The 25637-nt window shown below is 38.7% G+C and carries 27 protein-coding genes; 15 read left to right on the top strand and 12 right to left on the bottom strand.

Annotated features, from left to right (window positions below; translation table 11 throughout):
• The first annotated feature begins 89 nt into the window (after window positions 1-89).
• The 12 genes from AC2IOM_RS11335 to AC2IOM_RS11280 all read left to right on the top strand — a co-directional run bounded on the left by AC2IOM_RS11335 (window position 90) and on the right by AC2IOM_RS11280 (window position 8789).
• Entirely contained in the window at window positions 90-1481 is a 1392-nt protein-coding gene (locus AC2IOM_RS11335) for a hypothetical protein (RefSeq protein ID WP_486358419.1), read from the top strand.
• Window positions 1474-1875, top strand: coding sequence for a DUF2523 family protein (locus AC2IOM_RS11330; protein WP_395388934.1), 402 nt, complete (start codon window positions 1474-1476; stop codon window positions 1873-1875). The genes AC2IOM_RS11335 and AC2IOM_RS11330 overlap by 8 nt, the downstream gene beginning before the upstream one ends.
• A complete protein-coding gene (locus AC2IOM_RS11325; protein WP_486358418.1) occupies window positions 1875-3197 on the top strand; it encodes a zonular occludens toxin domain-containing protein in 1323 nt (440 codons plus the stop codon). The genes AC2IOM_RS11330 and AC2IOM_RS11325 overlap by 1 nt, the downstream gene beginning before the upstream one ends.
• Before the next feature lie 659 nt (window positions 3198-3856).
• Window positions 3857-4273 carry a hypothetical protein gene (locus AC2IOM_RS11320; protein WP_486358417.1) on the top strand — a complete coding sequence of 139 codons (417 nt, stop codon included), beginning with the start codon at window positions 3857-3859 and terminating at the stop codon, window positions 4271-4273.
• Window positions 4274-4320: 47 nt separating this feature from the next.
• Window positions 4321-4809 (top strand): hypothetical protein, encoded by a 489-nt coding sequence (locus AC2IOM_RS11315; RefSeq protein WP_486358416.1) that lies wholly within the window; start codon window positions 4321-4323, stop codon window positions 4807-4809.
• A gap of 386 nt (window positions 4810-5195) precedes the next feature.
• Window positions 5196-5720 carry a DUF6988 family protein gene (locus AC2IOM_RS11310; RefSeq protein WP_486358415.1) on the top strand — a complete coding sequence of 175 codons (525 nt, stop codon included), beginning with the start codon at window positions 5196-5198 and terminating at the stop codon, window positions 5718-5720.
• A 71-nt stretch (window positions 5721-5791) separates the two neighbouring features.
• Window positions 5792-6127 (top strand): zinc-ribbon domain containing protein, encoded by a 336-nt coding sequence (locus tag AC2IOM_RS11305; RefSeq protein WP_486358414.1) that lies wholly within the window; start codon window positions 5792-5794, stop codon window positions 6125-6127.
• A 110-nt stretch (window positions 6128-6237) separates the two neighbouring features.
• Window positions 6238-6675 (top strand): hypothetical protein, encoded by a 438-nt coding sequence (locus AC2IOM_RS11300; protein WP_486358413.1) that lies wholly within the window; start codon window positions 6238-6240, stop codon window positions 6673-6675.
• Window positions 6676-6774: 99 nt separating this feature from the next.
• Entirely contained in the window at window positions 6775-7461 is a 687-nt protein-coding gene (locus AC2IOM_RS11295; RefSeq protein ID WP_486358412.1) for a hypothetical protein, read from the top strand.
• A gap of 94 nt (window positions 7462-7555) precedes the next feature.
• The gene (locus AC2IOM_RS11290) at window positions 7556-7810 is read left to right on the top strand and encodes a hypothetical protein (RefSeq protein WP_486358411.1); all 255 of its coding nucleotides are present in this window, start codon (window positions 7556-7558) and stop codon (window positions 7808-7810) included.
• A gap of 141 nt (window positions 7811-7951) precedes the next feature.
• Window positions 7952-8320 carry a hypothetical protein gene (locus AC2IOM_RS11285; protein WP_486358410.1) on the top strand — a complete coding sequence of 123 codons (369 nt, stop codon included), beginning with the start codon at window positions 7952-7954 and terminating at the stop codon, window positions 8318-8320.
• Window positions 8321-8432: 112 nt separating this feature from the next.
• Window positions 8433-8789 (top strand): hypothetical protein, encoded by a 357-nt coding sequence (locus AC2IOM_RS11280; RefSeq protein ID WP_486358409.1) that lies wholly within the window; start codon window positions 8433-8435, stop codon window positions 8787-8789.
• Window positions 8790-9853: 1064 nt separating this feature from the next.
• Here AC2IOM_RS11280 and AC2IOM_RS11275 read toward each other — a convergent pair.
• Both AC2IOM_RS11275 and trhO read right to left on the bottom strand, forming a co-directional pair.
• A complete protein-coding gene (locus tag AC2IOM_RS11275) occupies window positions 9854-10348 on the bottom strand; it encodes a hypothetical protein (RefSeq protein ID WP_486358408.1) in 495 nt (164 codons plus the stop codon).
• A 326-nt stretch (window positions 10349-10674) separates the two neighbouring features.
• Window positions 10675-11661: an oxygen-dependent tRNA uridine(34) hydroxylase TrhO gene (gene trhO, locus AC2IOM_RS11270; protein WP_138632626.1), complete on the bottom strand. Its 987-nt coding sequence runs from the start codon at window positions 11659-11661 to the stop codon at window positions 10675-10677.
• Between the two features lie 207 nt (window positions 11662-11868).
• Between trhO and AC2IOM_RS11265 the strand changes: the two genes are divergently transcribed.
• Both AC2IOM_RS11265 and AC2IOM_RS11260 read left to right on the top strand, forming a co-directional pair.
• Window positions 11869-13203, top strand: a complete 1335-nt coding sequence (locus AC2IOM_RS11265) for a DEAD/DEAH box helicase (RefSeq protein ID WP_486358407.1) — start codon at window positions 11869-11871, stop codon at window positions 13201-13203.
• The gene (locus AC2IOM_RS11260) at window positions 13203-14039 is read left to right on the top strand and encodes a CvfB family protein (protein WP_100913388.1); all 837 of its coding nucleotides are present in this window, start codon (window positions 13203-13205) and stop codon (window positions 14037-14039) included. Before AC2IOM_RS11265 ends, AC2IOM_RS11260 begins: the two co-directional genes overlap by 1 nt.
• Window positions 14040-14063: 24 nt before the next feature.
• On the opposite strand, the gene AC2IOM_RS11255 is transcribed toward AC2IOM_RS11260, so the two are convergent.
• The 10 genes from AC2IOM_RS11255 to gyrA all read right to left on the bottom strand — a co-directional run bounded on the left by AC2IOM_RS11255 (window position 14064) and on the right by gyrA (window position 24771).
• Window positions 14064-14453: a hypothetical protein gene (locus tag AC2IOM_RS11255; RefSeq protein ID WP_486358406.1), complete on the bottom strand. Its 390-nt coding sequence runs from the start codon at window positions 14451-14453 to the stop codon at window positions 14064-14066.
• A gap of 86 nt (window positions 14454-14539) precedes the next feature.
• Window positions 14540-15238, bottom strand: coding sequence for an orotidine-5'-phosphate decarboxylase (gene pyrF, locus AC2IOM_RS11250; RefSeq protein WP_486358405.1), 699 nt, complete (start codon window positions 15236-15238; stop codon window positions 14540-14542).
• Between the two features lie 47 nt (window positions 15239-15285).
• Window positions 15286-16422 (bottom strand): lipopolysaccharide assembly protein LapB, encoded by a 1137-nt coding sequence (locus AC2IOM_RS11245; RefSeq protein ID WP_486358404.1) that lies wholly within the window; start codon window positions 16420-16422, stop codon window positions 15286-15288.
• A gap of 3 nt (window positions 16423-16425) precedes the next feature.
• Window positions 16426-16632 (bottom strand): LapA family protein, encoded by a 207-nt coding sequence (locus AC2IOM_RS11240; RefSeq protein ID WP_232732291.1) that lies wholly within the window; start codon window positions 16630-16632, stop codon window positions 16426-16428.
• 69 nt (window positions 16633-16701) lie between these two features.
• On the bottom strand, window positions 16702-16989 hold the full coding sequence (gene ihfB / locus AC2IOM_RS11235; RefSeq protein ID WP_010560088.1) for an integration host factor subunit beta: 288 nt from the start codon (window positions 16987-16989) through the stop codon (window positions 16702-16704).
• A 64-nt stretch (window positions 16990-17053) separates the two neighbouring features.
• Window positions 17054-18721: a 30S ribosomal protein S1 gene (gene rpsA / locus AC2IOM_RS11230; protein WP_010560087.1), complete on the bottom strand. Its 1668-nt coding sequence runs from the start codon at window positions 18719-18721 to the stop codon at window positions 17054-17056.
• 77 nt (window positions 18722-18798) lie between these two features.
• The gene (gene cmk, locus AC2IOM_RS11225; protein ID WP_010560086.1) at window positions 18799-19488 is read right to left on the bottom strand and encodes a (d)CMP kinase; all 690 of its coding nucleotides are present in this window, start codon (window positions 19486-19488) and stop codon (window positions 18799-18801) included.
• 108 nt (window positions 19489-19596) lie between these two features.
• A complete protein-coding gene (gene aroA, locus AC2IOM_RS11220; RefSeq protein WP_486358403.1) occupies window positions 19597-20874 on the bottom strand; it encodes a 3-phosphoshikimate 1-carboxyvinyltransferase in 1278 nt (425 codons plus the stop codon).
• On the bottom strand, window positions 20874-21953 hold the full coding sequence (gene serC / locus AC2IOM_RS11215; protein ID WP_486358402.1) for a 3-phosphoserine/phosphohydroxythreonine transaminase: 1080 nt from the start codon (window positions 21951-21953) through the stop codon (window positions 20874-20876). Before serC ends, aroA begins: the two co-directional genes overlap by 1 nt.
• A gap of 121 nt (window positions 21954-22074) precedes the next feature.
• The gene (gene gyrA, locus AC2IOM_RS11210; RefSeq protein ID WP_486358401.1) at window positions 22075-24771 is read right to left on the bottom strand and encodes a DNA gyrase subunit A; all 2697 of its coding nucleotides are present in this window, start codon (window positions 24769-24771) and stop codon (window positions 22075-22077) included.
• 154 nt (window positions 24772-24925) lie between these two features.
• On the opposite strand from gyrA, the gene ubiG reads away from it, so the two are divergent.
• Window positions 24926-25636 carry a bifunctional 2-polyprenyl-6-hydroxyphenol methylase/3-demethylubiquinol 3-O-methyltransferase UbiG gene (gene ubiG, locus AC2IOM_RS11205; protein WP_486358400.1) on the top strand — a complete coding sequence of 237 codons (711 nt, stop codon included), beginning with the start codon at window positions 24926-24928 and terminating at the stop codon, window positions 25634-25636.
• The last annotated feature ends 1 nt before the right edge of the window (window position 25637 follow it).

Here is a 25637-nt window from a genome sequence, read left to right as displayed (position 1 = left end):
TCGTATGGGTCTTTGCCGAGGGTTTTACCAGTGGGGTTCGTACTAGTTAATAAATGGCGGTTTTATACCGCCTTTTTTATCGGTGATTTATGCGCTTATTATTTTTACTTTTTTTATTCAGCATACCTTTCTACTCTCTCTCAAACACAGATATGTATGACATGACTGATTTGAAAGAACCAGAAGAACAAACAGTTATTGATTGGGAGTGTTACGGGAATGCGACTGTTTATTCGTCAGGTATTGCTAACGACCCTGCTCAAGTCGTACCCGAAAAGTGTGTTGATGGTCTAACTGCTGTGCTTGTCGATACTCCAGAGCCATCCGGTTATTCCATTTGTGGTACACGATTATCAGACCCTATTTATTCAAGCGCTACAACTGTTGGTCGTGTAATGTGGTTTTTGAAAAAGAACATTTACGGTTCATGTTCTGATAACGCAGCCAGCGTTGTCCTCGAAGCACAATTCAGAATAATAGATACGAATATAAACAAGGCCTGTTTATACCCACCTCACATCAACATGATACAAACGCAAACAGGCAAAAAATGCGCAAAGCTTAAGGACAACTTCTGCCCTGAGCCTACACCTAATGATTTTCAGATATTCGGTAATGGTCAGCCTCAAACTGTTTGTTATACAAATCCAGATGGTAGCCAATGTAAAATTGAATCAGATGAAAATGGTAATTTTTTTCAACCATACGCTTACGGTTCTCAGGAGGCAGACGTTTGTCACAACGAACAACATGAGTCCGAAGACCCTGACCCAATTACACAGCCTGACGAAGTTCCTGACGCTGACAAGCCAACACCAGACGATAACACCGAAGCGGACGATTCAGACAAAACATTAGAAATTGACGCTTTAAACCAAATAAATGACAACCTAAAAACAATTAACGACACAATTAACATTGCATCAGATACTAACTCTGAGCATTTGGTTCTGATTAAAGACAACATAGACAATACAAATTCATATCTAACCGAAATCGTCGATTCAACAGGTCGCGCATTAGGTGCAGAGCAAGACCAAACTGGCCTACTTGCCGAGATTAGGGATGGTATAGGGTCATTAAATAGAAAAGTTGATAATTTGCCCGCTGATAATTCAGAACCTTGCTCTGGTGATTCTTGTGATAATTCTCAAATAACAGCTACTGCAAACCGCAAAACAGGTGGCTTAAATGATTTGTTTAGCTCAACAAACTTAGCATCTTTAGAAGCAGAAAGCGTTCAAGTGCAAACAGATTTAAAAGATTACTACTCACAAATTCAATCAGAAATTAAAGGTATGTTCGACATACAAATAAATGCAACAGGCACGTATGAAGAAAGAACGATGGTGCTCAAAGGTCAATCTATCGACTATGGCTTAGGCCGCTTTGCTACGTTCTGGCAGTCACTTGGCCCTGTTGTTTTGTTTGTCTTTTCTTGTCTCGCTTTATATGCCGTTTTAGGGGGTGTTCGTGCTTAGGTTTTTATTGCTTGTTTTAATACTAATACCGTGTTTTGCATTTGCAGACACCTACACAGGTGAGCAAGGGGTTGCTCAAATGCAGGGTGACTTCTTTAGCGATTTTTGGTCATTCTTTGATGATGACTTACCAAGTTTTATAGATAGGTTTTGGGCGTATATTACTGTTTGGGCGGTTAAGTTTTATTTTGAAATGAAACTAGAAAGCATCAAGTTTGCGTGGTTTGTAGCTAAGCAAATACTAGAAAGTTTTCAAGTTGGTTCTCAGATAGCAAACCTTGCTAATGCACTCCCACAAGACGTAAAAGCCGCGCTTGTTGATTCACGCTTCTTTGATGGTTTGAACATTTATCTTAATGCCCTAGTCACCCGATTTATTCTAAGGATAGTGTAATGAGTACGTTTCTTTTTCATGGTGCCCCAGGTTCTTTCAAAACAGCATCAGCAACTTGGTTCGAAGTTATCCCTGCTTTACGTAAAGGCCGTTTAGTTGTAACGAACATAGAGGGGATTTTACCACTCGAAACAATCGAGCATGAACTTGGTGAAACGTTTCCAGAATCAGCTCAGTTATGGCGCTTATCATCACAAAACGATGTTGGCGAAATGCTATGGCGCAATTGGTTTCACTGGATGCCAGTTGGCGCGCTAATTGTCATGGACGAAGTACAAGACATTTATCCGACTGAATCGCGTTTCAAGCCTGAATCCTGTGACTATAAACATATATCGAACTATAAGAACGTCTTACCTGATTATATGTACGATTATCACATGAAAAAGCTGGAGGAAATCAAACCCGAAGATTTAACAGAAGCTGATACCGATGATTTAGGAATAGAAAGGTTTAATGAACATGGCCACGTTATATACCCAAAAACACTCAAAGAATCCTACATGCGACACCGTAAGTACAACTGGGATATCCTCTGTTGTACGCCCGATATCGGGAGTGTCCACAAATATATTAGAGCCGTCACTGAATATGCCTACGCACACAAGTACTTTGATGGACTTGCAAAAATCCCTTACTACTACCGACGTCCGAGAATCCACGAACACAATCCCAAGTTCGACGGCAAAAAACCAAACAAAAATGAAACAATCAACTGGAAGAAAATCCCGTTGGATGTCCACAAGTGCTACAAATCAACCGCTACCGGAAGTATTACGCAAGGAAAAGGTAAAAATTTTCTTCTCAGTCCGCAGTTGTTTATTGTTTCCCTTTTATTCATTTGTTGTGTCGGCTTTCTACTATGGTATTTCTTTGCCGATAAAAGCCCTGTGGAGGATAACGGCCAAGCCACGCAAGTTCCTGTCGAAAGTACTTACAAGACTCCTGTTGTTAGTAATCGTGATGATAACAATCAGGTATCTACTAGCTCTAATGTTCTTTTAGAGCTCCCATACAACGCTAAACATGTATTTGTTTCTGGCATCGTCACAAAAAAAGATGGTGCAGCGTTTTCAAGACATATCATTTTTGAATTACTAACGCCTGATTTTGGTTCCGTATCAATCACAAATACCGAGCTACTTGGAATGGGTATAAACACAAAGTACATAAACGAATGCAATGTACTCTTACAGTCTCAAAAATACGAGTATCGAGCCTTATGCAACCCAAGGCCAGTAGACAGCCAAACACAAGAACCTAGTAAATCATCAATAGAATTACAACCGTTTGGCATTGGTAGCGAGTCAAGCGAAGTCTGAGCGTAACGAGCTAACAAGCCATAAGGATTAATATGACTGATAAACAAATTGTAGAGATAATTTTGCCGCTAACCATCTTTGAGATAATGCTGGCTGTTTTAATGGGCCTGTTTATGTACGATGGATTAACGTTCTTATTACGTAAACTCTTGGAATCTATATCCAAAGGTAAATATTAATGACCTTGCATGAATTAACATATCCAATAATTAATTTCGTTAGCAATCACCCGTTCTGGACTGTCATTATAATACTCTGGGTTTATCTAGGCGTTTGCGCTGATTCTTGGGTTAGGGTGCAACCTAGAGCATCATCTGATAACGATAAAGCTTAATTTCACTCTTTTGGGGTTATTAGGGGCTTGCCCCTGATGCAAAACCAACATGCCACATATCAATACCCGTACATCAAATCGACAAGGGCAAAACCAGCAACACTTGTATAAAAGTGGCTGGTTCGCCCCCTGCTAAACCAAAACAATGTATAAATTTAACTCGGATGTATCAGCCCTCCCCCCTAATACTAATAGGGGGGGAGCAAAAATTTTACCGTATGGGCACGTAAACACCCTGTTCACCACAGCACTCAAATGTAATTGCATACAATCTTATGAAAACAATAATTCAACCCCTTAACCACTGAAATATAAGGAGTTAACAATGGTTAAGGCAGACTTTGAAAGTCAATTCTATTCACTATTCGGCACTGATTACGAATTAGCATCTAAAAAGCTTGGTAAATCACCAAGGCAAATAAGGCGTTATATCGAGACTGGCCGTGTATGTGGAACTGTAAGAATACTGACTGACGTTATGTATCGAGGATATTTACCCAATTCGCATGGCTGGGATGATGCCTATATCGATAAAGACGGTGTGATGCACTCCCCTTACGGTAAAGTTACTTCGGGTGATTTAGCTTATGTGCATAATTACAAATGGGCTGCACATAGAGCAACAGAGCAACTTAAAAATGCAAGGAAAAGGATCTCTGAATTAGAACAACTATCAAACAGTGATGATATACAAGACGCACTATTGGATATAGTGGCTAAATTAGCTAGAAAAACAGGCTAATATCATTTAAGTTAGGTATATGCTTACCTAACTTATTCAGCATTTAAATGGATTTATTAATATTTTCTGTTAGCTCACTTTTACAGCTCTATACCGACTCAGTTCACGATCATTTCAGTGATATTTACGGTGCTGATATGAAAACCAAAACCGTACAATATCAAGGTCATAATATTTCTTATTCTTATCACCTTTGGAAACTTAAACCCAAATCAGTTTGTTCTAACAAAAAACAAGATTACACAAATTATTCTAGTTGTACTGTCAGCGCTAAATCACTATTCAATGATATTTGCCAACACTTAGAAAAAAACCCAGAAAAAGGCTGGCGATACGTTAAAACAAAGAACATGTATTGCAACGCATCTCTAAACTACAAACCTGTTATAGCGCAAGTTTCTTTTTCATCTGGCCAAGGGAATCAAGAATTAGAAAAAGCTTGTAGCACAGCAATTTTACGATACATGCAACAAAACAATGCTAAAAACAAATCAATACGAGATGAGGCATGTAATAAGGCAAAAGCGGCAAGATAAATTCCAAAATGACACTTCGAAGATATAATGTTAGTTATTGAAAATTAAAGGGAATATGACTATTCCACTTCTTAATGATTAGTTCCCCCTTAATAGAATTAACAGGCAATTTGCCTGTTTTCCTCAACTTATAAAATGTTAATTTTCAAATAACTATATGACTAGTAACAATTAATTATTAGTGTTATAAATTGCTTTAGAATGTAAACAGGCGATGTTGCGGTAGAAAAAGAGGTAACTTGCCTCTTAATAAACTGTTATAAAGCAAAAGGAAACACGTCATAGATAAGTTATTATTAAGGTCTTCAGAATATGAAGACTTTGTCATACATGTCCTTAGTCACCCTCTTTATGACAACTCTGAGAGAATTAAAGTAAGTAAAATAATGTGTAGTGTTTCACTTGAGCACGCGGAGAGTTTTAAAATTTTGCTTGCCTCAAGGAATTTCACTTCAGCAATTGGGCTATTACGCCTTCAGTTTGAAAGTTTGGTTCGTGGTATGTGGGTTCTATACGCAGCTTCTGATTTATCTGTCAGTAAGTTAACAGCTGAACTGAATGAAGAAAACCAGAAAAGGGCAAATAACTTACCAATGCTGAGTGAGATGATCAGTCAGCTTGAGAAAAAAGCTCCGAAAAATGCAGTTGGTCCAATTATTGAATTCAAAGAATATTCGTGGAAACCGTTAAGTTCTTATGTTCATGGAGGTTTACATGCTATAGATCGTCATAGTAAAGGATATCCCATTGAAATACTTGAGCAAGCACTTAAAGCGTCAAATGGTGTTAATGGTTTAGTAGCAGTGTTTGGCTCAGTTCTAACAGGACAAGCAATGCTTACCAAACGTGTATACAAGTCATTTCATGAATATTCTGAATGTTTTCAAATGAAAGGTGCAATTGCTTTATAACAATAAGTTCAAGTTCGTTGCGCTGCTGCGCCGCTTAACTTGGCGTTATGTGTTCGTACAGGAGTTGAGCATTGGGTAGACGTAATAGACCAAAAAACAAAGATGCTTTAAGACTTCCCGCAGATAAAGAAAAATGGGGAGTTAATGACAATACATACTCTTCACCTCCAGATTACTATTATGATCAAGAGTACAAATGTAGGGATTGTGGCAAAGATCAGGTTTGGAGCGCGGAACAGCAGAAGTATTGGTATGAAGAGCTTGGCAAAACTATTAACTCTATAGCAGTTCGTTGCCAAGCTTGTCGCGCACATATCCAAGCTCTTAAGGAGCAACAAAAGCTGCATATGGAAGAAATGAAAAACAAGCCAAAACACCCAAATGAGAAGTTTTTCAAAAACACATAACAAGCTGTTTAGCAAGGACAAAATACAGTTGGCTTTTGCTCCTTCGTCGCTTATTCTAGCCAACTATATTTAGCCTGTTAACAGGGCGTTAGGTTGCCTTCGGAGTTTCAGTGAACGGAATCAGTATTTTTGTTATTTCAGCAATAGCTACACCGCTAATAATCGTGGTGTGGGGACTTGCATTTCCACCTTCAGAAAAATCACGATTCAATAAATTCTCTGCTGAAGAACTAAAAAAAAGAAATAACTTACTGGAAGTGATTACTCAGTGGTCTTCGCTTCTTGGTATTGCTTTTCCATTACTATATTTTAACGAAAGTGAGTTAGATGCTTTTGGCCTTTGGGTTGTAGGATTTGCTTTCGGGTCAATGGTTGCCATACCTTGTTTTATTGTGACTCTAGTTACTTTACCTAAAGGGCGTGAACGCTTTTTTGAGTATTGGCGCTTTTACGAACTTAAATATGGTATTGGTATTAAAAGTATTCTGGTACTAATAGTATTTAGTCTTGCTTTACTAGGTTTGTCAGCAGTAAAAATGGCAACCTAACAAGTTACTCAAAAGGACGCAAAACGCTTGGCTTGCGCTCCTTCGTCGCTAATTTTAGCCAAGCATTTATGCGCCCATTAGTAAGGCGTTAAGTTGCTCATGAAATTTATACTTATAATTCTAGCTTTGTTATCAATTCAAACTGAAGCTAAAACAGTTACGATAGGGCCGCCTGATGGGTATACATTCTTCGGGTCTTACGAGGCTGAGTCTGAACTTGAGAGAAAAGCGTACATTGCTACTTTATCTTTTTTAAAAGAAAAAGGTGATGAAGCATATGACTATTATTTAGAGAAAAGTGGATTAAACATAAAACCTGGATTATTTGAGTTTAAATTAAAGCATCGTTCTACATTTCGTAATAGTAAATCGGTAATGGATCAATCTTATAAAAATGGGGTAATTCATTATGACTTTTCTACAAATAAAATCGTTAAATTTGTTAGGAGCAAAGCAACTTCACAAGTCACTCAAAAGGACGCAAATGAAATTTGTGATACTGAGTCTGGAAAATGTGAAAAAGTGGGTACTGGTGGAGCCTGGATGCTATCGATAATTGAAACATCTGTAATTCCTTGTGGTAACCCAACTGAAATTACAAACTGGTTAGCCGAGCATGACTGGTTACTTGATAGAGTTAAAGCTAAATCAACAGAATATGATCACTTATTAAAAATGCAAAAAAGGTTATTTTGGAATGCTGAGAATAAAGATAAAACTCAACATTGCTCAAAACTCATTACATTAATAAAAAATGGCAACCCGTTAAATTCAAATCTAAGGTAAATGCCATATAACAAACGCATTAATGAATGGACGTCTAAAGCTTGGCTGGCGCCGGGCGTTATACGTTTAATTACTCTATTTACAAGGATGCACTATGAAAAAATTATTACTAGCCTCAATTTTAGTATTAAGTTTTGTTACTTCTGTATTTGCTCAATCCAAAAAGGCTACTGTAATTATTACAGATACACCAATGTCCGATGCTGTTACTGTTATAAATATTCTCTGTGACGCAACATTAGATATAAATGAATTTGCAAACCCAAACAAGGAAGTATCACTAAACTTTAATGATGTTGAGTGTACTGATATAGTTTCAATTATGAACGATTTTGGTCGAGGTAATTAATATCACGTATAACAAGTTACTCAACAGGACAAATTACAGTCTGCTTGCGCTACGCGCAGTTTAGCAAATTTGTAATTTGCCCATTAGCAAAGCGTTATATTTTTATCGAATTTTGGCACGTATAAATAAAAGGAAGTATTAATGAACTACGATGTTATTGCGTTAGCATGTGAGCAGTTGGATTACAGAGATAAACTCCGACTTGCTCAGCTACTAATTCAAACTGCGCGTAAAGAAGAGGAAAATTCTAACCCTCAAAAACGAGCAGAGCCTCCTACAAAGAAAGCACCTCAAAAAATAGTTGAAGAAGCTGAAGTAGATACTATTTCTTATGTTACGGAGCGACTATCAAAGTTAAAGCCCGTAAAGGTTAAGTCTTTGACAAACTCTATTAAATCAATGTTTCAGTTTCAAGGCGGTATTTCTGACTCTGATGTTGATAAAATTATTAAAGAGCTTCAAAAACAGAAGTACATAAAACTAGATAATAACAATGTCAGTTATGTGTAATTAAAAGTAAAACAAGGCGCTTAAACGGAAAAATTACAGTTGGCTAGCGCTCGTGCCTCGCACATTATAGCCCACTGCATTTTTCCGCTTAGCTTAGCGTTAGGTGTCAGGGATGAAAACGGTACTACTGTCATTTATTGTTATTGTGTTAGCTGGGTGCACGTCAGTCGCTAGACCTACTATTCACCTCCACTCAGATGGAGTTAGCGAAGCAAAGTTAACTAACCTAAGAATCAAATTAGAAAAAAGTGGATATACCGTAGTAAGTGGCAATCAAGACTTCTCTCATTTCTTATTCACGCCACTCATAGTTGTTCCAAAAAAATCAAGTTTCAATACACCGAAGCTTCAACAAAAAATAACCAGCACTTTAGGCTCTGTCCCAATTGTAAAACGTGGTAACTTTAAAAATCATAAGTATTCGGGCGACCACATTGGTGTGTATCTTCGAGGAAACAATGCCACCTAACAAAAAAATTAAGTCACTCACTTCGTTAGCTGGGACGCATACACGTGGGCTGCTTCGCATTTTAGCCCACGCGCCTGCGCCCCTTATTTAAAAGTTAGGGTTACAAGATTGTATTTGACGATTATAGTTACTCCACTAGTTCCAATCTTGGGCTTGTACCTCTACTTTAAAGTGGAGAGTGCTAAAAAGTCTAAACACGGTATAAATCTGAAAAACAGAGTGAATTGTCCTACCTGTAATAAACAAATGCCAATAATTAGGCTGCCCAAAAATCAATATCAAAAATTTTACGGGGGCTGGACTTGCGATAGCTGCGGCACAATGATGGATAAATGGGGCAATAAAGTTGATGAATTTGGCGAGCCATTACTGTAACCCTAACAAGCGCATCAACAATGGGCGTTACACATATAAATGTCACTTTGACATATTTAAATATTTATTTAACTCTCTAATAAAAAAGAGGAAACTATCATTTCCTCTTCAATCACATACTATACATTATGGGCATTTTTTTATTTAATTACTTTACTTAGTTAAGTTGCATTCATTACTTTCAATCCATGATTTAACTTAATAATTCATCTCACACCTTAATAAATTAATCTTTGCTAGATTTTAAATTTGTAATTAATTAGATTTTAAACATAAAACTTGAATGATATGGAAGAAATCAACCAGATCTATCTGCAAAAACACAAAATATATTTAAATACATGTGTCTAATAATTGGAAGTGCTTATTTATGTGGGCTGTGAATGCGTTAATTTCTTATTTTAAAATGATGTATTACTATGCGTTTAAATAACTCGTTAACAACGATATGTGTGTTGTTTGTTAGTGCCTTATATTTCAAAGCATTACGCACGCTATTTAAACTAACATCTACTTGAATATTTTTCTTATACTTAATGTACAATTTAAGTATGTACGCTAATAAATGAGGAAATTATATTCCCTCATGAATAACATTAACAATTTCACTCGCGATATGGTATTTCGACTTAAAAATGAGTAACTGTGACGAAAATTTTTAGTAAGCAGAAATAACACAACCAGCTAAGCTAAGAAGTTAACGATTCGTCGTTGGTATTTTGGGTCTCATTGGCTTGTTTTAATTCCTTTTCTTGCCGTCGTTCTTGGCCTTTTTGATATTCTTCAGCGATCATTTCTTCTAATGCTAAAACTTGTTTTTGAAAATCTTCTTGGCTAATGTCACCCGTTTCGAGCATGCTTTCAAGTTCGGCTATTTTTTCTTTCAACTGTTTCACTTTTTCAAGATCGACGCCGAGTCGTTGCATTAAAATCGCTTCTTGAATTTTTTTTAAAAAACTCGCGTTGCGCTCTGATTCGAACATGCTTTTATTTTGATACTTTTGTGATGTTTCAGATGCAGTCTGACTGGGCATTTCTTTTGTCAATGCGTGGCTAAATGTTGCCGAATTTTCATCAGCTAACGGCATTTCCTTGCCAGTTTTATTTTCATTAACGTTGTTGTTGTGGTTTGGTTGCTTAATCTTGTGATCTGCGTTGGTTGATGATGTGCTAAATAACAACATAATAATCCCTTAACCTTTATGTTGTTCGCTGTGCGAACAGTTAAATACGTATGTTAATTTACAAATATCAGGCCATGTTTTTACTGAATGCTCATCAATAGATAAGAATTTTATAATCCCATAGTTTATTTGTTACCAGTACTCACTTTTTTACAGGAAGGTGCTTTAAGGAAAGAAAATAAATATTACTAAAAACCCCCTATTTTTTATAGCCTTATCTCATGTGTTTTTTTGCGTTTATTATTGAGTAGTGTTTATTGAAAGAATAAAAAAATCCGATGACTACACGCCATCGGATTTTAATGTAAAACAACGTTTTTATATTGTTATGAAGCTTTTTCAGATTGTGCCTTTTTACGCGCGGCTTTTTCAGCTTTACGTTTGATGATAGCTTCTTGTGCTTCGTTACCAATGTGGCCTTCTCCGCGTGCTTTTGCTAGCTCAATTTGTTTTTGACGCTCTGCAAAACGCTCACGTTGCTCGTCACTTACTGTATCGATACAATGATGACATGATAAGCCTTCTTGATAAGCTTCAAGTTGCTTTTCTTCTTCGGTAATAGGCATACGACACGCATGACACTGATCGTATGAGCCTTTATTTAAGTCGTGGTCTACAGCAACGCGATTATCAAATACAAAACACTCGCCTTTCCACATGGTGTCTTCTTTTGGTACTTCTTCTAAGTACTTAAGAATACCGCCTTCAAGGTGATAAACTTCTTCAAAGCCCTGCTCTTTCATATAAGCTGTTGATTTTTCGCAGCGAATGCCACCGGTACAGAACATTGCTACTTTTTTATTTTTGCTTGGGTCGAGGTTTTTCTCAGCCCATTGGGGAAACTCGCGGAATGTTTTGGTTTTTGGATCAACGGCATTTTCAAAAGTACCAATTTCGATTTCGTAATCATTACGTGTATCAACTAGCACAACATCAGGGTCTGAAATAAGTGCATTCCAGTCTTTTGGTTTTACGTAAGTACCAACAACTTCTTTAGGGTCAATGCCTTGTACACCCATAGTAACGATTTCTTTCTTAAGTTTTACCTTGGTGCGGTAAAACGGACATTCGTCATCAAACGATTCTTTCGATACAATATTATCAAGTCCTGGTTGCTTATCTAACCACGCTAATAATGCATCGATACCCTCGCGCTTTGCGGCAACCGTTCCGTTAATACCCTCTTCAGCTAACAATAATGTACCGCGCACATTATGTTGTTCCATAGTATTAAGTAAAGGTTGACGAATTTCTTTATAGTTAGGTAAAGAAACAAATTTATAAAGGGCACACACGACGTATTGTTGAGACATAATTTTCCTAATGTTTAGCTTTAAATACTAACCGGAGCGTAATTCCGGCGCCAAAATGGGTCGCTATTGTATCAGAAACTTTGTGCTGTTCAATTCTATTGTCTATATTTTGCACACAAAACCATCGCTAATTAGCTATGTTTTTGTCTTTCATGTAAAATGCTCGCTTTATTTTATGCCACAAACACATTGAGTGGAGAGACACATTTGTCCTTTGAAGATTTAGGTGTTGATAAGCGAATTGCAAGTCAACTTTCACACATTGGTATTACTACGCCGACGGATATTCAGCAACAAGCAGTTCCTGTTGCCATTGCTGGACACGATTTACTTGCCCAATCAAAAACAGGTTCGGGCAAAACATTTGCATTTCTATTACCTGCAATTACACGCTTAAGTAAGCAAAAAGCGTTAAGTAAACGTGATCCGCGTGCGTTAATCATTACGCCGACACGTGAATTGGCGAATCAAGTGTATAAACAGTTAACCTTGATTATTGCAGGCACAGGATTAAAAGCGACAAAAATTGTTGGCGGTGATAATTATAACGACCAAGTTAAAGCGCTTTCTAAAGACCCACAATTTGTTGTTGCAACACCAGGTCGACTAGTTGACCACCTTGATGACCGTAATTTCTACTTAGAAGGTCTTGAATTATTGATTCTTGACGAAGCGGACCGTGTATTAGAGCTTGGTTTTAAAGAACAAATCGAAAAAATAAACACTGCGGCAAATCACCGTTTACGCCAAACTTTATTTTTCTCGGCTACATTAGAGCATGCCGAAGTAGATGCGCTTTCGCGTAATTTACTTAAGAATCCAAAACGCGTAACCATTGATGCCAGTACACAAGAACACAACGACATTACGCAAAAGTTTTTCTTAGCGGATCACTTAGATCACAAGATTGCGCTATTAATCGCCGCAACAAAAAGCGCTGAATCCGGCCAACAAATCGTGTTCACCGCAACCCGTGATGACACAGTAAAGTTATCCGAAATCTTAGAGCAAGAAGGCTATAAAACGCTTGCGTTATCGGGTGATATGAATCAAAGCAAACGTAATTCTATTATGGATGTGTTTTCTCGTGGCCAAGCACAAATCTTAGTGACGACAGATGTTGCATCTCGTGGTCTAGATTTGCTCAATGTATCGCAAGTTATTAATTTCGACTTACCGAAGCAAGCTGAAGAATATGTGCACCGTATCGGTCGCACCGGACGCGCTGGCTTTAAAGGCAACGCATTGTCTTTAGTAAGTGCAAAAGATTGGCAGAGTTTTAAAGCAATTGAAAGTTACTTATCTAAGCGTATTGGTTTTTCAGAAATTGATGGCTTAGTAGGTAAATTTAAAGGGTTTAAAGAAAAAACACATCAACCAAAACAGAATGTTAAAGCAAAATCCGTCAATCAAAAAACAAGCAAACATAAAAAACCATTCAAAAAGCCAAATAAAGCCAAAACTGCAAAGGCTATTCCGGCACCGTTTGATGTTGATGGTGTTGCACCGTTAAAGCGTCGCCCAAAAAAGGATGAAGAATAATGACAATTCAACTTGGTAAAATGAATAGTTTAGTTGTTAACGAAATTGCGTATGAAGGTGCGTATTTAACAGATGACAGCGGTAATGGTGAAGTTTTTCTTAAAAAAGAAGAAATGCCCAATGGCTTAGCAGTAAAACAAGTGATTGAAGTATTTGTATTTGAGGAGCAAGGAAACTTAACCGCAACAACCAAAACCCCAATAGCACAATTAGGTGACTTTGCCCTACTCCAAGTCACATCAATTAATGCCATTGGTGCGTTCGTTGATATGGGCATTGGCAAAGAGTTACTGGTGCCTTACAACGAGCAGCGTCCAAAATTTGAGTTGTCACGTTCATACTTAGTACACCTTTATTTGGACAAAGCATCACAGCGTTTATGTGGTTCATCAAACCTAAACAAATTTGTTAAACAAGAAGCAACAGGCTTTAAAAAGTCTCAAGAAGTATCCATTATTGTTGCTGGTCGCACAGATCTTGGTTTTAAAGTAATTGTGAATAATGAATACTGGGGCATGGTGTTTACTGACCAAGTTTTTAAACCTCTATTTATTGGTCAAAAGCTGCAAGCTTATGTCGCAAAATTACGTGAAGATGGCAAATTAGATATTCGTTTAAGTAAGCCTGGCGTCGCAGGTTCAAATGAACTATCTGATGTAATTTACGATAAGTTAACACAGGAAAATGGTGTTATTCATTTAGGTGATAAGTCAGATCCAATCGCCATCAAAAAAGCATTTGGTTGCAGTAAAGCAAACTTTAAACGTGCTATAGGGCATTTGTTTAAGGAAGGTAAGATTGATCTTGCCGCGACTAAGATTACGTTAGTTAAATAAAAAAGGCACATTGCGTGCCTTTTTCTATAAATGATTTGTTGAATCTACGAGATCAGCAAATTGATTACTATAAACACATTTCTGATAACGTTTGCCATAATCTAATGCCTCATTACCGTCTTCGAACTCGATAGGCGCTAAACGGAAAATTTGCAGCTCGCATTCGTCTTTATATGTTTCAATTAAATTCAAGCACTCTTTCATTTTTGCTAAATCAGTTTCGTTTTTACCAATTGCTTGGCAACGAGCTTCAACTTGCGTATTTAATGAAAGCTTTAATTCAAATTGATTAATTGGCTGGTGATTAATGGTATCTAGTATATCTATAAACGCATTTTGGCGTGTTTCGTTATCGTAATGTTGATAACCTAGGTAGGCTGCAACAATAGCAGCAATTACAAAAATAAAACGCATGAAGTACTACTCTTCTTATTCTTTTTAGCTTCAAACGGGAATGCACTAATGCCTTAATTTACATTAGTGCAACTACTTTAATCAGGTTAACTTAAAGTGTTATTTATTTCAATTAAAGTAGCTTGTGGATCAGGAGATTGGGTAATTGGGCGACCAATAACAAGGTAATCACTACCGGCATCAATTGCGTCTCGTGGTGTCATAATGCGTTTTTGATCGCCTTTATCAGAACCTGCAGGTCGAATACCTGGAGTGACTAGCTTGAATTCGCTACCCAAAGTCGACTTTAATACCGACGCTTCTTGAGCTGAACACACTACCCCATCAAGGCCTGCATCTTTTGCTAATTTCGCTAAAAACTGAACTTGTTCGTTTGGTGTTTTATCAACACCTAAGCGTTTTAATTCTGCTTCGTCCATTGATGTTAGTATTGTTACTGCGATCAGCAATGGTGCGTCATCACCATACTTTTCAAGTGCTTGTTTGGCTTTGCGCATCATTTCTGGGCCGCCACTGGCATGTACATTGACCATCCAAACGCCTAATTCCGCCGCTGCAGCAACTGCTTTTGCAACTGTATTTGGAATATCGTGAAATTTTAAATCTAGAAATACATCAAAGCCTAAATCAATCAACTTCTTCACAAATTGAGGGCCAAAATACGTAAACATTTCTTTGCCCACTTTTAAGCGGCAATCTTGTGGTGAAACGCGTTTTACAAAATCTAACGCGGCGCTTTCATCTGCGTAATCTAATGCAATTAATACTTTGGCATCGTGGTTCATTAATAAATCCTAACTCAAAAAAAGGAATAACATATTATGTGTTTTGTTTAAAACCCGTCTACGCCACTCAATGGCACCAATGACTCAACATGTTTACAAGAAGGACAAAACCAATACATTTTTTTACTTGTAAAGCCACAATGGTTACATTGATACAATGATTTTGTGGCGATGTAGTCTTGGACTAGATTATTTATTTCCGTTAATACTGTTTTAATGTCTTGGCTTTGTTCAGACATCAACATTAATAAGTAACTAAAGCCCCTAATATTGGGCTGCTTACGCAAAACTTGTGTAATATAGTTTCTCGCTTCATCAACCTTACCTTGGGCCATAAGGCTTTTACAATAATGTATTTTTATAAGTACACTATCGCTTTTTAAATGCTTAGAAAGATGAGAAAAATAATTATCTTGTAAGTTAAGCTTTTCGTAGCTTACTTCTAATCTATCTAAAAAAATTGGTGCGAATGCGATATTTTTATCGAGTAAACTGCCCCAGTATTTAATCGCTTGAAGAAAATCACCATCATCAAATGCTTTTTCGCCAAGCATGTACTTTGGTCTAACGAGATCTTGTGTCAGTTCCGTTACGACATCAAGAGGTTTTAAGTCTTTGTCTTGAATCGCCTTTTCGCAATAAAAATTAGCGATTGTTTTCTTTAATTGGCTGGTGTTAAAGTCGGACTCGTGAGATTGAAATAGTGCAATGCCTTTATCCCAATCATGACTTTGCAAATACAATAGCATCAACTGACATAGCGCGTTGTTATCTTTTAATGAGAGCAGATAAACAAGGTTTTCTTCTGCGCGGTCAAGCAATCCAGCTATCATATAATCTTGCGCAAGTTCATAAAGAACATGTTTTTTTTGCTCTAATGAAAGGCCGTCATGTTTTAACAGTAATTCGTGTACTTTAATTGCGCGGTCTAACTCACCACGTCGACGGAATAATGTTGCGAGCGTTAAATAATGTTCAACAGAATTTGCTGAAATTTCTAGTAAACCAATTAGGTGTTCTAAGCCTTGGTCTTCTTCACGGTCAAGTAAGAACTTTAAACCTTTACTATACTCATTAATAATTTCTTGGTTTTGTTGTTGGGCTTCATTATTAGCATTGTTTTTACCCATGATATAACCGTAAGCTGCCGCTACTGGTAACAACAAAAACAGCAATTCGATCATTAACTATCCATGACTTTGAGAAGTAAGCTTCTGATTTTGTCTTCTTAAACGACGGTTTTGCAGTTTAGCTTTTGACAATAGAATTGTACTGAGTGCAATACCTAAAAATAGGCCTAAAGCACAACAAATACTTATTATGAAAGCAAGAGGGATTTCTGCACTTGCTATTATAAAATTAATTTTTACCAGATGAGGGTTTTGCGACCCCAATACAAATAAAACAAATAGCAAGCACAGGAGAAAAGTTACTTTGAGAATTTTGGTCAAAACAGCCTCAAATTATGCAATACTTGCATTCACGCGGTCGCGCAGTTCTTTTCCTGGCTTAAAGTGAGGTACGTATTTGCCCTGCAATTCTACTTTATCACCCGTTTTTGGGTTACGACCAACACGTGGTGCACGATAATGTAGAGAGAAACTGCCAAAACCACGGATTTCAATTCTATCTGAACTTGATAAAGAATCAGCCATAAGTTCTAACACTTCTTTTACTGCATTTTCTACATCTTTCGCTGGAATATTTGCGTGCTGTTCAGCAAGTTTTTCAATCAGTTCTGATTTTGTCATGTAAGTACCCTTTATAATTGTAATAGGAAGAGCAGCTATTAAGCTGCTCTTCCAAGTCGACTAATTAGTCTTTTTGAGCATTTTTGAAAGCTGCTGCCATAGCGTTTTCGAACTGTGGCTCTTCTTTCTTAAGCTTATCTAGCGCTTCTTTCTCTTCAGCTTCTGAAATTGCTTTGATTGAAAGGCTGATTGCGCGGTTCTTGCGATCAACACCAACAAACTTAGCTTCTACTTCGTCACCTACAGAAAGAACTGTTGAAGCGTCTTCAGTACGCTCAACTGCTACGTCAGCTACACGGATGTAACCTTCAACACCTTCGATAAGTTCAACTGTAGCGCCTTTAGCGTCAACTTCAGTTACTTTACCTTTAACAATAGCACCTTTTTTGTTTGCGTCCAGGTAGTTATTGAAAGGATCAGCTTCGATTTGCTTAACGCCTAGAGAGATACGCTCACGCTCTGGGTCAACTTGTAAAACGATAGCTGTGATTTCGTCGCCTTTCTTGAATTCACGTACAGCTTCTTCGCCTGGCGTGTTCCAAGAAATGTCTGAAAGGTGAACTAGACCGTCAATGCCGCCTTCTAGGCCGATGAAGATACCGAAGTCAGTGATTGACTTGATCTTACCAGTAACTTGGTCGCCTTTGTTTTGTAGACGAGCAAATTCTTGCCATGGGTTAGCTTTACATTGCTTAAGACCTAGAGAAATACGACGACGCTCTTCGTCGATTTCAAGAACCATAACTTCTACAGTGTCACCTAAGTTAACAACTTTTGAAGGGTGGATGTTCTTGTTAGTCCAATCCATTTCAGAAACGTGTACTAGACCTTCTACGCCTTCTTCGATTTCAACGAAACAACCGTAGTCAGTAAGGTTAGTTACACGACCAGAAAGCTTAGAACCTTCTGGGTAACGACCAGCGATAGCTGCCCATGGATCTTCGCCAAGCTGCTTAAGACCTAGAGAAACACGTGTTTTATCTTTGTCGAACTTAAGTACTTTAACTAAGATTTCGTCACCAACGTTAACGATTTCGCTTGGGTGCTTAACGCGTTTCCAAGCCATATCAGTGATGTGTAGAAGACCGTCAACACCACCTAAATCAACGAATGCACCGTAGTCAGTAAGGTTCTTGATGATACCTTTAACTTCTTGACCTTCAACAAGGTTTTGTAGAAGTTCTTCACGCTCTTGTGAGTTTTCTGACTCGATTACAGCACGACGAGAAACAACAACGTTGTTACGCTTCTGGTCAAGCTTGATAACTTTGAATTCTAACTCTTTACCTTCAAGGTGAGCTGTGTCGCGTACTGGGCGCACGTCAACTAGTGAACCTGGTAAGAATGCACGGATAGTGTCAACTTCAACAGTGAAACCGCCTTTAACCTTACCATTGATGATACCAGTAACAGTTTCTTGCTCTTCACATGCTTTTTCAAGACGGATCCAAGCTTCGTGACGCTTTGCTTTCTCACGAGAAAGGATAGTTTCACCGAAACCATCTTCGATTGCATCTAGTGCAACATCTACTTCATCACCAACTGCTACTTCTAATTCACCAGCAGTGTTTTTGAATTGCTCAGCAGGGATTGCGCTTTCAGACTTAAGACCCGCGTCTACTAGTACGATGTTGTTTTCAATTGAAATAACAGTACCTTTAACGATTGAACCTTGTTCTGCTTCAAAACCCTTTAGGCTTTCTTCAAATAACTGTGCAAAATTTTCTGACATTATAAGTCTCTAAATAAAATATCCATTTGGCTATCCTGCCGCGTGGGGTTGTTGTAAAAATTAACTCTTCCTATGAGTTAACCAATTAAATTCTTTTCGATACACAAAGACACCACTTGCTCAAATGCTTGATTTGCATCGAGTTCGGTAGTGTCTATAACAATTGCATCTTCAGCAGGCACAAGCGGAGCAACTGGGCGATTCATATCGCGGTCGTCACGTGCTTTGATATCTGCAACTAGGCTGTCTATTTTAACATCAACACCACGTTGCTTCAACTCAAGAAAACGGCGATTTGCACGCTCTTCTGCTGATGCTGTTAAATATACTTTTAGCACTGCATCAGGGAACACTACAGTGCCCATGTCGCGACCATCAGCAATTAAGCCTGATTCGCTTCTAAATGCACGCTGGCGGCGTAATAACGCTTCGCGAACACTCGGCAACGCGGCAATTTTAGATGCCATGCCACCAACCTCTTCAGTACGAATCGATTTGGTAACATCTTCACCTTCTAAAATAATTTTACCATTGCCGGTTTCATTATCTACCACAAATTGCACATCTAAATTAGCCGCTAACGGCAATAAAGCTTCTTCGTCTGTTGGCGCTATCATATGGTGGCTCGCTGCTAGCGCTAAAACACGATAAATCGCGCCACTATCTAATACGTCCCATCCAAGCTTATTTGCTAATAAACGGCAAACGGTTCCTTTACCTGAACCACTTGGTCCATCGACTGTAATTACTGGTTGACTACCCAACATTACAACCTCCCAAAATGTACAAAACTAAAATCGCCGCGCAGTATACGCGATAATTAAAAAATTATCGCTACTTTACGGTGAAAAATCTGTGATTTCTATTTTAGACGATTATTCCGACACACTTGCAAGTGTTTCAAAATAGGTAGGAAATGTTTTATAGGTACATTTAGGATCATTGATAATTACATCATGACCACCTACCGCCACCATTGAAAAGCACATGGCAATTCGGTGATCATCATAGGTGTCTATTTCGGCAAGTTGAATGTTATCGGTTGGGGTTACTTCAATAAAGTCATGCCCTTCTACCACCTCTGCACCGAGCTTTTTAAGCTCCGTTGCCATCGCGTAAAGACGATCCGTCTCTTTTACTCGCCAGTTATAAATGTTGCGTATCGCTGTTTTACCTTTTGCAAAAAGCGCAACGGTTGCGAGTGTCATCGCGGCATCTGGGATTGCATTGGCGTCGATATCTACGCCCTTAAGCTCCCCCTTAGACACAACAAGATAATCGTCATGCCATTCGATTTTTGCACCCACCTGCTCCATCACTTTTGCAAAACCAATATCGCCTTGCACACTTGCTGCGCCAACACCATTAATACGAATTGTGCCGCCGTTAATCGCTGCCGCCGCAACAAAGTAAGACGCACTTGATGCGTCACCTTCAACCATAATTCGACCAGGCGATTGATACTGCTGGTTACCGGTCACTACAAATGATTGATAATCGTTATTTTCAACACGAACGCCAAATTTGGCCATTACGCCTAACGTAATATCAATATAAGGTTTTGAAACAAGCTCACCTTTTATCGTGATTTCTGTGTTGTTTTTAAAAAGCGGCGCCGCCATTAACAGTGCAGTTAAAAATTGGCTCGAAATACTACCGTCAATTTCTACTTTACCACCGGCTAGTTGATTACCCACGATTTTAAGTGGCGGATAATCTTTATTTTTTAAGTAGCTAATATCTGCATCTAATGCGTGAAGCGCATCAACAAGGTGACCAATTGGCCTTTCTTCCATGCGAGGTTCGCCGATTAAATCATACTCACCATTGGAAGTCGCTAATACTGCGGTAAGTGGACGAAATGCGGTACCTGCATTACCTAAAAATAGTGGTTCAGAAGGCGTTTCGAAATTGCCGCCTTTACCATGAACTTGGGCAATTGTTTTATCTTCATTTAGCGATACCTCAACGCCCATAGCATTAAGCGCTTTAAGCATATGACGAATGTCATCGCTATCGAGAAGATTCTCTACTTGCGTTGTGCCCTCACATAGTGCTGCTAGTAATAGAATGCGGTTAGATAAACTCTTAGAGCCCGGTAACGTGACTTCGCCATTTACACGCTTAATCGCTTTTAAGTGTAACTGTTCCATTACTTATGCTCCTGTTCGAACTTATGCATGAAGTCTACTAATGCTTTTATGCCGTCAATTGGCATTGCATTGTAAATACTGGCACGCATACCACCTACCATACGGTGGCCTTCAAGGGCGAGTAAACCAGCTTGTTTCGACTCTGCTAAAAAGGCTTTGTTCAGTGATTCGTCGTTGAGCCAAAATGGCACATTCATGCGTGAACGGAAGTTACGAGCAACGGTATTTTTATAAAACTTGCTATTATCAATAAAGTCATAAAGTAATGCCGCTTTTTCGATATTTTGTTGTTCTATTGCGGCAACGCCACCCTGTGCTTTTAACCATTTAAAAACTTCCGCAGCTAAATACCAAGAATACGTTGGCGGCGTGTTATACATGCTTTCTTTTTTAGCTTCTAAGGCGTAATCAAAGATACTCGGCTTCTCTGTACCTTCACGTGAAAGCAGTGATTTTTTCACAATAACAATCGCAAGGCCTGATGGGCCGATATTTTTCTGTGCGCCTGCATAGATCAAATCAAACTGATTAACGTCAATTTCACGCGAAAGAATGTTTGAAGACATATCAGCAACGATTGGTGCACTGTGTTTTACCGTATCAAAAATTTCAATGCCGTCGATTGTTTCATTTGGGCAATAGTGAATGTATGACGCATCGCTCGGTAATGGCCAAAGTTCAGGCGTTAAACAATTAAACTCGCCGTTTTTATCATCGCGTACATTAATTTCAATAGCATCAGTAAACTTTTGTGCTTCGCTAAATGCGCCATCAGACCAAATGCCACTATTGATGTAGACAGCCTGTTTGTTTGCAACATGAAGATTCTGCGGTACTGCAGCGAACTGACCGCGACCACCACCGTGCATAAATAACACGGCATAGTCATCAGATATGTTCATTAACTCACGTAAATCACGTTCGCTTTGCTCAGCAAGCGCAATAAATTCGCTACTGCGATGACTTATTTCCATCACATTAACGCCAAGCCCTTGCCAATCTAAAAACTCTTTTTGCGCTTTTTCTAATACTGCTCGGGGCAAACTTGCTGGCCCTGCACAAAAATTATATACACTCATTCCCAAAACCTCATTTGTACATAATTAGAAAACAAAAAAGCGGCTGTTAGCCGCTTTTAACATTGTTCATACTGTAACTGATTAAATATCAAATTACCGCATGATAAAGATGAATATTTTTCTATTCAGCTGGTTGCTCTGAATTATTTTCATCTGTATTTGGTGTTTCATTACTTTCGCTTGAAACTGCTTCATCTTCACCTTCTTCAGAAAGGAATTGAGACTCTTCAATTTCATCGATACGCTGTAAACCAACAACTTGTTCGTCATCAGCTGTACGAATTAAAATAACACCTTGTGTATTACGACCAACGGTAGATACTTCATTAACACGGGTGCGTACTAATGTACCTTTGTTAGAGATAATCATGATTTCATCATTATCTTCAACTTGCACCGCGCCAACTACTTTACCATTACGCTCAGATACTTTAATCGACACAACACCTTGTGTTGCGCGGCTCTTCGCTGGGTAATCTTCAAGTAGTGTACGTTTACCGTAGCCATTTTCAGTGATCGTCAATACCGGACCATCGTTCTTAGGTACAATAAGTGACACAACTTTCACGTCATCTGGCATCTTAATACCGCGTACACCTGTCGCTGTACGGCCCATTGGGCGTAACGCTAGTAACTCTTCACCTGTTTCTGGGTCAAGTTTCACTTCACCTGTTTCTGAATCACGTTGCTTTTCGTTAAAGCGTACTACTTTACCGTGATCGGTAAATAGCATGATATCGTTTGTACCATCAGTGATATCAGCACCAATCAAGCTATCGCCTTCGTTTAGATTGATTGCGATGATGCCCGAAGCACGCTGGCGACTATATGCCGTAAGTGGAGTTTTCTTAACTGTACCGTTCGCTGTGGCCATTAATACATACTTATCTTCTTCATACTCACGTACTGGTAAGATAGTGGTAATACGCTCATCAGCTTCAAGTGGTAGTAAGTTAACAATTGGCTTGCCACGCGCCGCGCGGCTCGCTAATGGTAACTGATATACTTTCAGCCAATATAAACGACCTGACGTAGAGAAACATAAAATAGTGTCGTGGGTGTTTGCAACTAACAGACGTTCAATAAAGTCTTCATCTTTCATCTTAGTTGCAGACTTGCCTTTACCGCCACGACGCTGCGCTTCGTAATCAGAAAGCGGTTGATACTTAACGTAACCTTCGTGTGATAGTGTTACCACAACGTCTTCTTCAGTGATTAAGTCTTCAAGACTAATATCGTGCGCAGCTGCAGTAATTTCAGTGCGACGCTCATCGCCAAAGTTTTCTTTAATTTCAACAAGTTCTTCACGAATAACTTCCATTAAACGCTCAGGAGTTGAAAGGATATAAAGTAGCTCAGCGATTAGATCTAATAGCTCTTTATATTCATTTAAGATTTTCTCGTGTTCTAAACCTGTTAGCTTATGTAAACGAAGGTCTAGAATTGCATTCGCTTGTGCTTCTGACAAGTAGTATTGACCATCGCGAATACCTAAATCTGGTGCAAGCCATTCAGGGCGAGCAACGTCGTCTTCACCTGCTTTTTCTAGCATGCCTTTAACGTTACCAAGTTCCCAGTTACGAGAAAGTAAGGCTACTTTTGCTTCTTCACGAGTTTGAGAACGACGAATAACCTCGATAATAGGATCAATATTCGCAAGCGCGATTGCTAAACCTTCAAGGGTATGTGCTCTGTCACGTGCTTTACGTAAATCAAATACCGTACGACGCGTTACTACTTCGCGACGGTGCGTAACAAACGCTTCAAGCATTTCTTTTAGGTTAAGTAGTTTAGGTTGACCATTATCTAGCGCAACCATGTTCATACCAAACACTGTTTGCATTTGTGTTTGTGCATAAAGGTTGTTTAGAACAACTTCGCCTACTTCACCGCGTTTAATTTCGATAACAATGCGCATACCGTCTTTATCAGACTCATCACGCAGTGCACTAATGCCTTCAATTTTCTTGTCTTTAACAAGTTCAGCAATCTTTTCAATTAAACGTGCTTTGTTAACTTGGTACGGGATTTCGTGAACAATGATTGTTTCTTTACCCGTTTTATCGTTAACTTGAACTTCTGCTTTGGCGCGGATATAAACTTTACCACGGCCTGTTTTATACGCTTGCTCGATACCTTTTTTGCCGCTGATAATACCCGCTGTTGGGAAATCAGGACCTGGGATATAATCGATAAGCTCTTCAATTTGTATTTCAGGGTTTTCAATAACCGCTAAACAGCCGTTAATTACCTCTGATAAATTGTGTGGCGGAATGTTAGTCGCCATACCTACCGCGATACCCGATGCACCGTTTACTAATAAGTTAGGAACTCGTGTTGGTAGTACCGCTGGGATTTTTTCCGTACCATCATAGTTATCAACGTAATCAACCGTTTCTTTTTCGAGATCCGCTAATAATTGATGGGCCATTTTAGCCATACGTACTTCGGTATAACGCATCGCAGCCGCGCTGTCGCCGTCTACCGAACCGAAGTTACCTTGACCATCAACTAATAAATAACGAAGTGAGAACGGCTGAGCCATACGTACAATCGTATCGTAAACCGCGCTATCACCATGTGGGTGATATTTACCGATTACGTCACCTACAACACGTGCAGACTTTTTATAAGGTTTGTTCCAATCATTATTGAGTTCATTCATTGCGAAAAGTACGCGGCGATGAACTGGTTTTAAACCATCTCGTACATCAGGAAGCGCACGTCCTACAATTACGCTCATGGCGTAATCGAGGTATGAATTTTTTAATTCATCTTCAATATTGATTGGAAGGATTTCATTGGCGAGATCTGTCATCCGATTTCTCTTCCTTCAATCGTGTATTAATTCAGTTATTATTTTTATAACCAAAGCATGCTAACACAAAAAATCATTATTTACAGGTTGTAAGCGGTAGTCTTTTTATAAAAAATCCCTTTATAATGCCCTCAAATCACTCTGGATGCTTTTTATGACCGTTCAACAAAATGTAGATGCAAGTGAAATTGCAAAATTTGAAGCCATGGCCGACCGTTGGTGGGACCTTAATGGTGAATTTAAACCACTACACGAAATAAACCCGCTTCGTTTAGACTTTATTAACTTATATAGCCAAGGCATTTTCTCAAAAAATGTATTAGATGTTGGCTGCGGTGGCGGTATATTAGCTGAAAGCATGGCTAAGCTAGGCGCGCAAGTGACGGGCATTGATATGGGTGAAGAGCCCTTAAATGTTGCTAAATTACATGCATTAGAAGTGGGCGTTTCCCTTAACTATGAAAAAGTGACCGCTGAAGATTTTGCCGAGCAAAACCCTCAGCAATTTGATGTTGTTACGTGTATGGAAATGCTTGAGCATGTACCGGATCCTGAATCGGTAATCGCATCATTAGCAACATTGGTCAAGCCCGGTGGTCATGTATTTATGTCAACGCTAAATAAAACACTTAAAGGGTATTTATTTGCCATTGTTGGTGCTGAGCACTTACTTAAGATTGTGCCAAAAGGCACGCACGACCACGACAAATTCATCAAGCCTGCAACGTTAATTAATTGGGCTGAAAAATACGGCCTTAAAGCGCGCGTTATGAAAGGGTTAAGTTACAATCCGCTTGGTCAAACGTATAGTTTAACCAACGATGTGTCAGTTAACTATATGATCCATTTCGAAAAGTTAGCATAAA

This window comes from Pseudoalteromonas sp. NS-SX12, assembly GCF_057367955.1.
Note: the sequence above shows the minus strand (reverse complement) of the source record. Positions and strands in the feature narration are given on the sequence as shown.

Bases quoted from the DNA above. Each gene is read 5' to 3' on its own strand.
- trhO (WP_138632626.1), bottom strand. From the start codon at position 11,661: ATGTCTCAACAATACGTCGTGTGTGCCCTTTATAAATTTGTTTCTTTA.
- AC2IOM_RS11310 (WP_486358415.1), top strand. From the start codon at position 5,196: ATGTGTAGTGTTTCACTTGAGCACGCGGAGAGTTTTAAAATTTTGCTT.
- AC2IOM_RS11335 (WP_486358419.1), top strand. From the start codon at position 90: ATGCGCTTATTATTTTTACTTTTTTTATTCAGCATACCTTTCTACTCT.
- serC (WP_486358402.1), bottom strand. From the start codon at position 21,953: ATGAGTGTATATAATTTTTGTGCAGGGCCAGCAAGTTTGCCCCGAGCA.
- cmk (WP_010560086.1), bottom strand. From the start codon at position 19,488: ATGTTGGGTAGTCAACCAGTAATTACAGTCGATGGACCAAGTGGTTCA.
- gyrA (WP_486358401.1), bottom strand. From the start codon at position 24,771: ATGACAGATCTCGCCAATGAAATCCTTCCAATCAATATTGAAGATGAA.
- AC2IOM_RS11320 (WP_486358417.1), top strand. From the start codon at position 3,857: ATGGTTAAGGCAGACTTTGAAAGTCAATTCTATTCACTATTCGGCACT.
- AC2IOM_RS11290 (WP_486358411.1), top strand. From the start codon at position 7,556: ATGAAAAAATTATTACTAGCCTCAATTTTAGTATTAAGTTTTGTTACT.
- AC2IOM_RS11325 (WP_486358418.1), top strand. From the start codon at position 1,875: ATGAGTACGTTTCTTTTTCATGGTGCCCCAGGTTCTTTCAAAACAGCA.
- AC2IOM_RS11315 (WP_486358416.1), top strand. From the start codon at position 4,321: ATGGATTTATTAATATTTTCTGTTAGCTCACTTTTACAGCTCTATACC.
- pyrF (WP_486358405.1), bottom strand. From the start codon at position 15,238: ATGAACCACGATGCCAAAGTATTAATTGCATTAGATTACGCAGATGAA.
- ihfB (WP_010560088.1), bottom strand. From the start codon at position 16,989: ATGACAAAATCAGAACTGATTGAAAAACTTGCTGAACAGCACGCAAAT.
- aroA (WP_486358403.1), bottom strand. From the start codon at position 20,874: ATGGAACAGTTACACTTAAAAGCGATTAAGCGTGTAAATGGCGAAGTC.
- AC2IOM_RS11285 (WP_486358410.1), top strand. From the start codon at position 7,952: ATGAACTACGATGTTATTGCGTTAGCATGTGAGCAGTTGGATTACAGA.
- AC2IOM_RS11245 (WP_486358404.1), bottom strand. From the start codon at position 16,422: ATGATCGAATTGCTGTTTTTGTTGTTACCAGTAGCGGCAGCTTACGGT.
- ubiG (WP_486358400.1), top strand. From the start codon at position 24,926: ATGACCGTTCAACAAAATGTAGATGCAAGTGAAATTGCAAAATTTGAA.
- AC2IOM_RS11280 (WP_486358409.1), top strand. From the start codon at position 8,433: ATGAAAACGGTACTACTGTCATTTATTGTTATTGTGTTAGCTGGGTGC.
- AC2IOM_RS11275 (WP_486358408.1), bottom strand. From the start codon at position 10,348: ATGTTGTTATTTAGCACATCATCAACCAACGCAGATCACAAGATTAAG.
- AC2IOM_RS11295 (WP_486358412.1), top strand. From the start codon at position 6,775: ATGAAATTTATACTTATAATTCTAGCTTTGTTATCAATTCAAACTGAA.
- AC2IOM_RS11255 (WP_486358406.1), bottom strand. From the start codon at position 14,453: ATGCGTTTTATTTTTGTAATTGCTGCTATTGTTGCAGCCTACCTAGGT.
- AC2IOM_RS11260 (WP_100913388.1), top strand. From the start codon at position 13,203: ATGACAATTCAACTTGGTAAAATGAATAGTTTAGTTGTTAACGAAATT.
- rpsA (WP_010560087.1), bottom strand. From the start codon at position 18,721: ATGTCAGAAAATTTTGCACAGTTATTTGAAGAAAGCCTAAAGGGTTTT.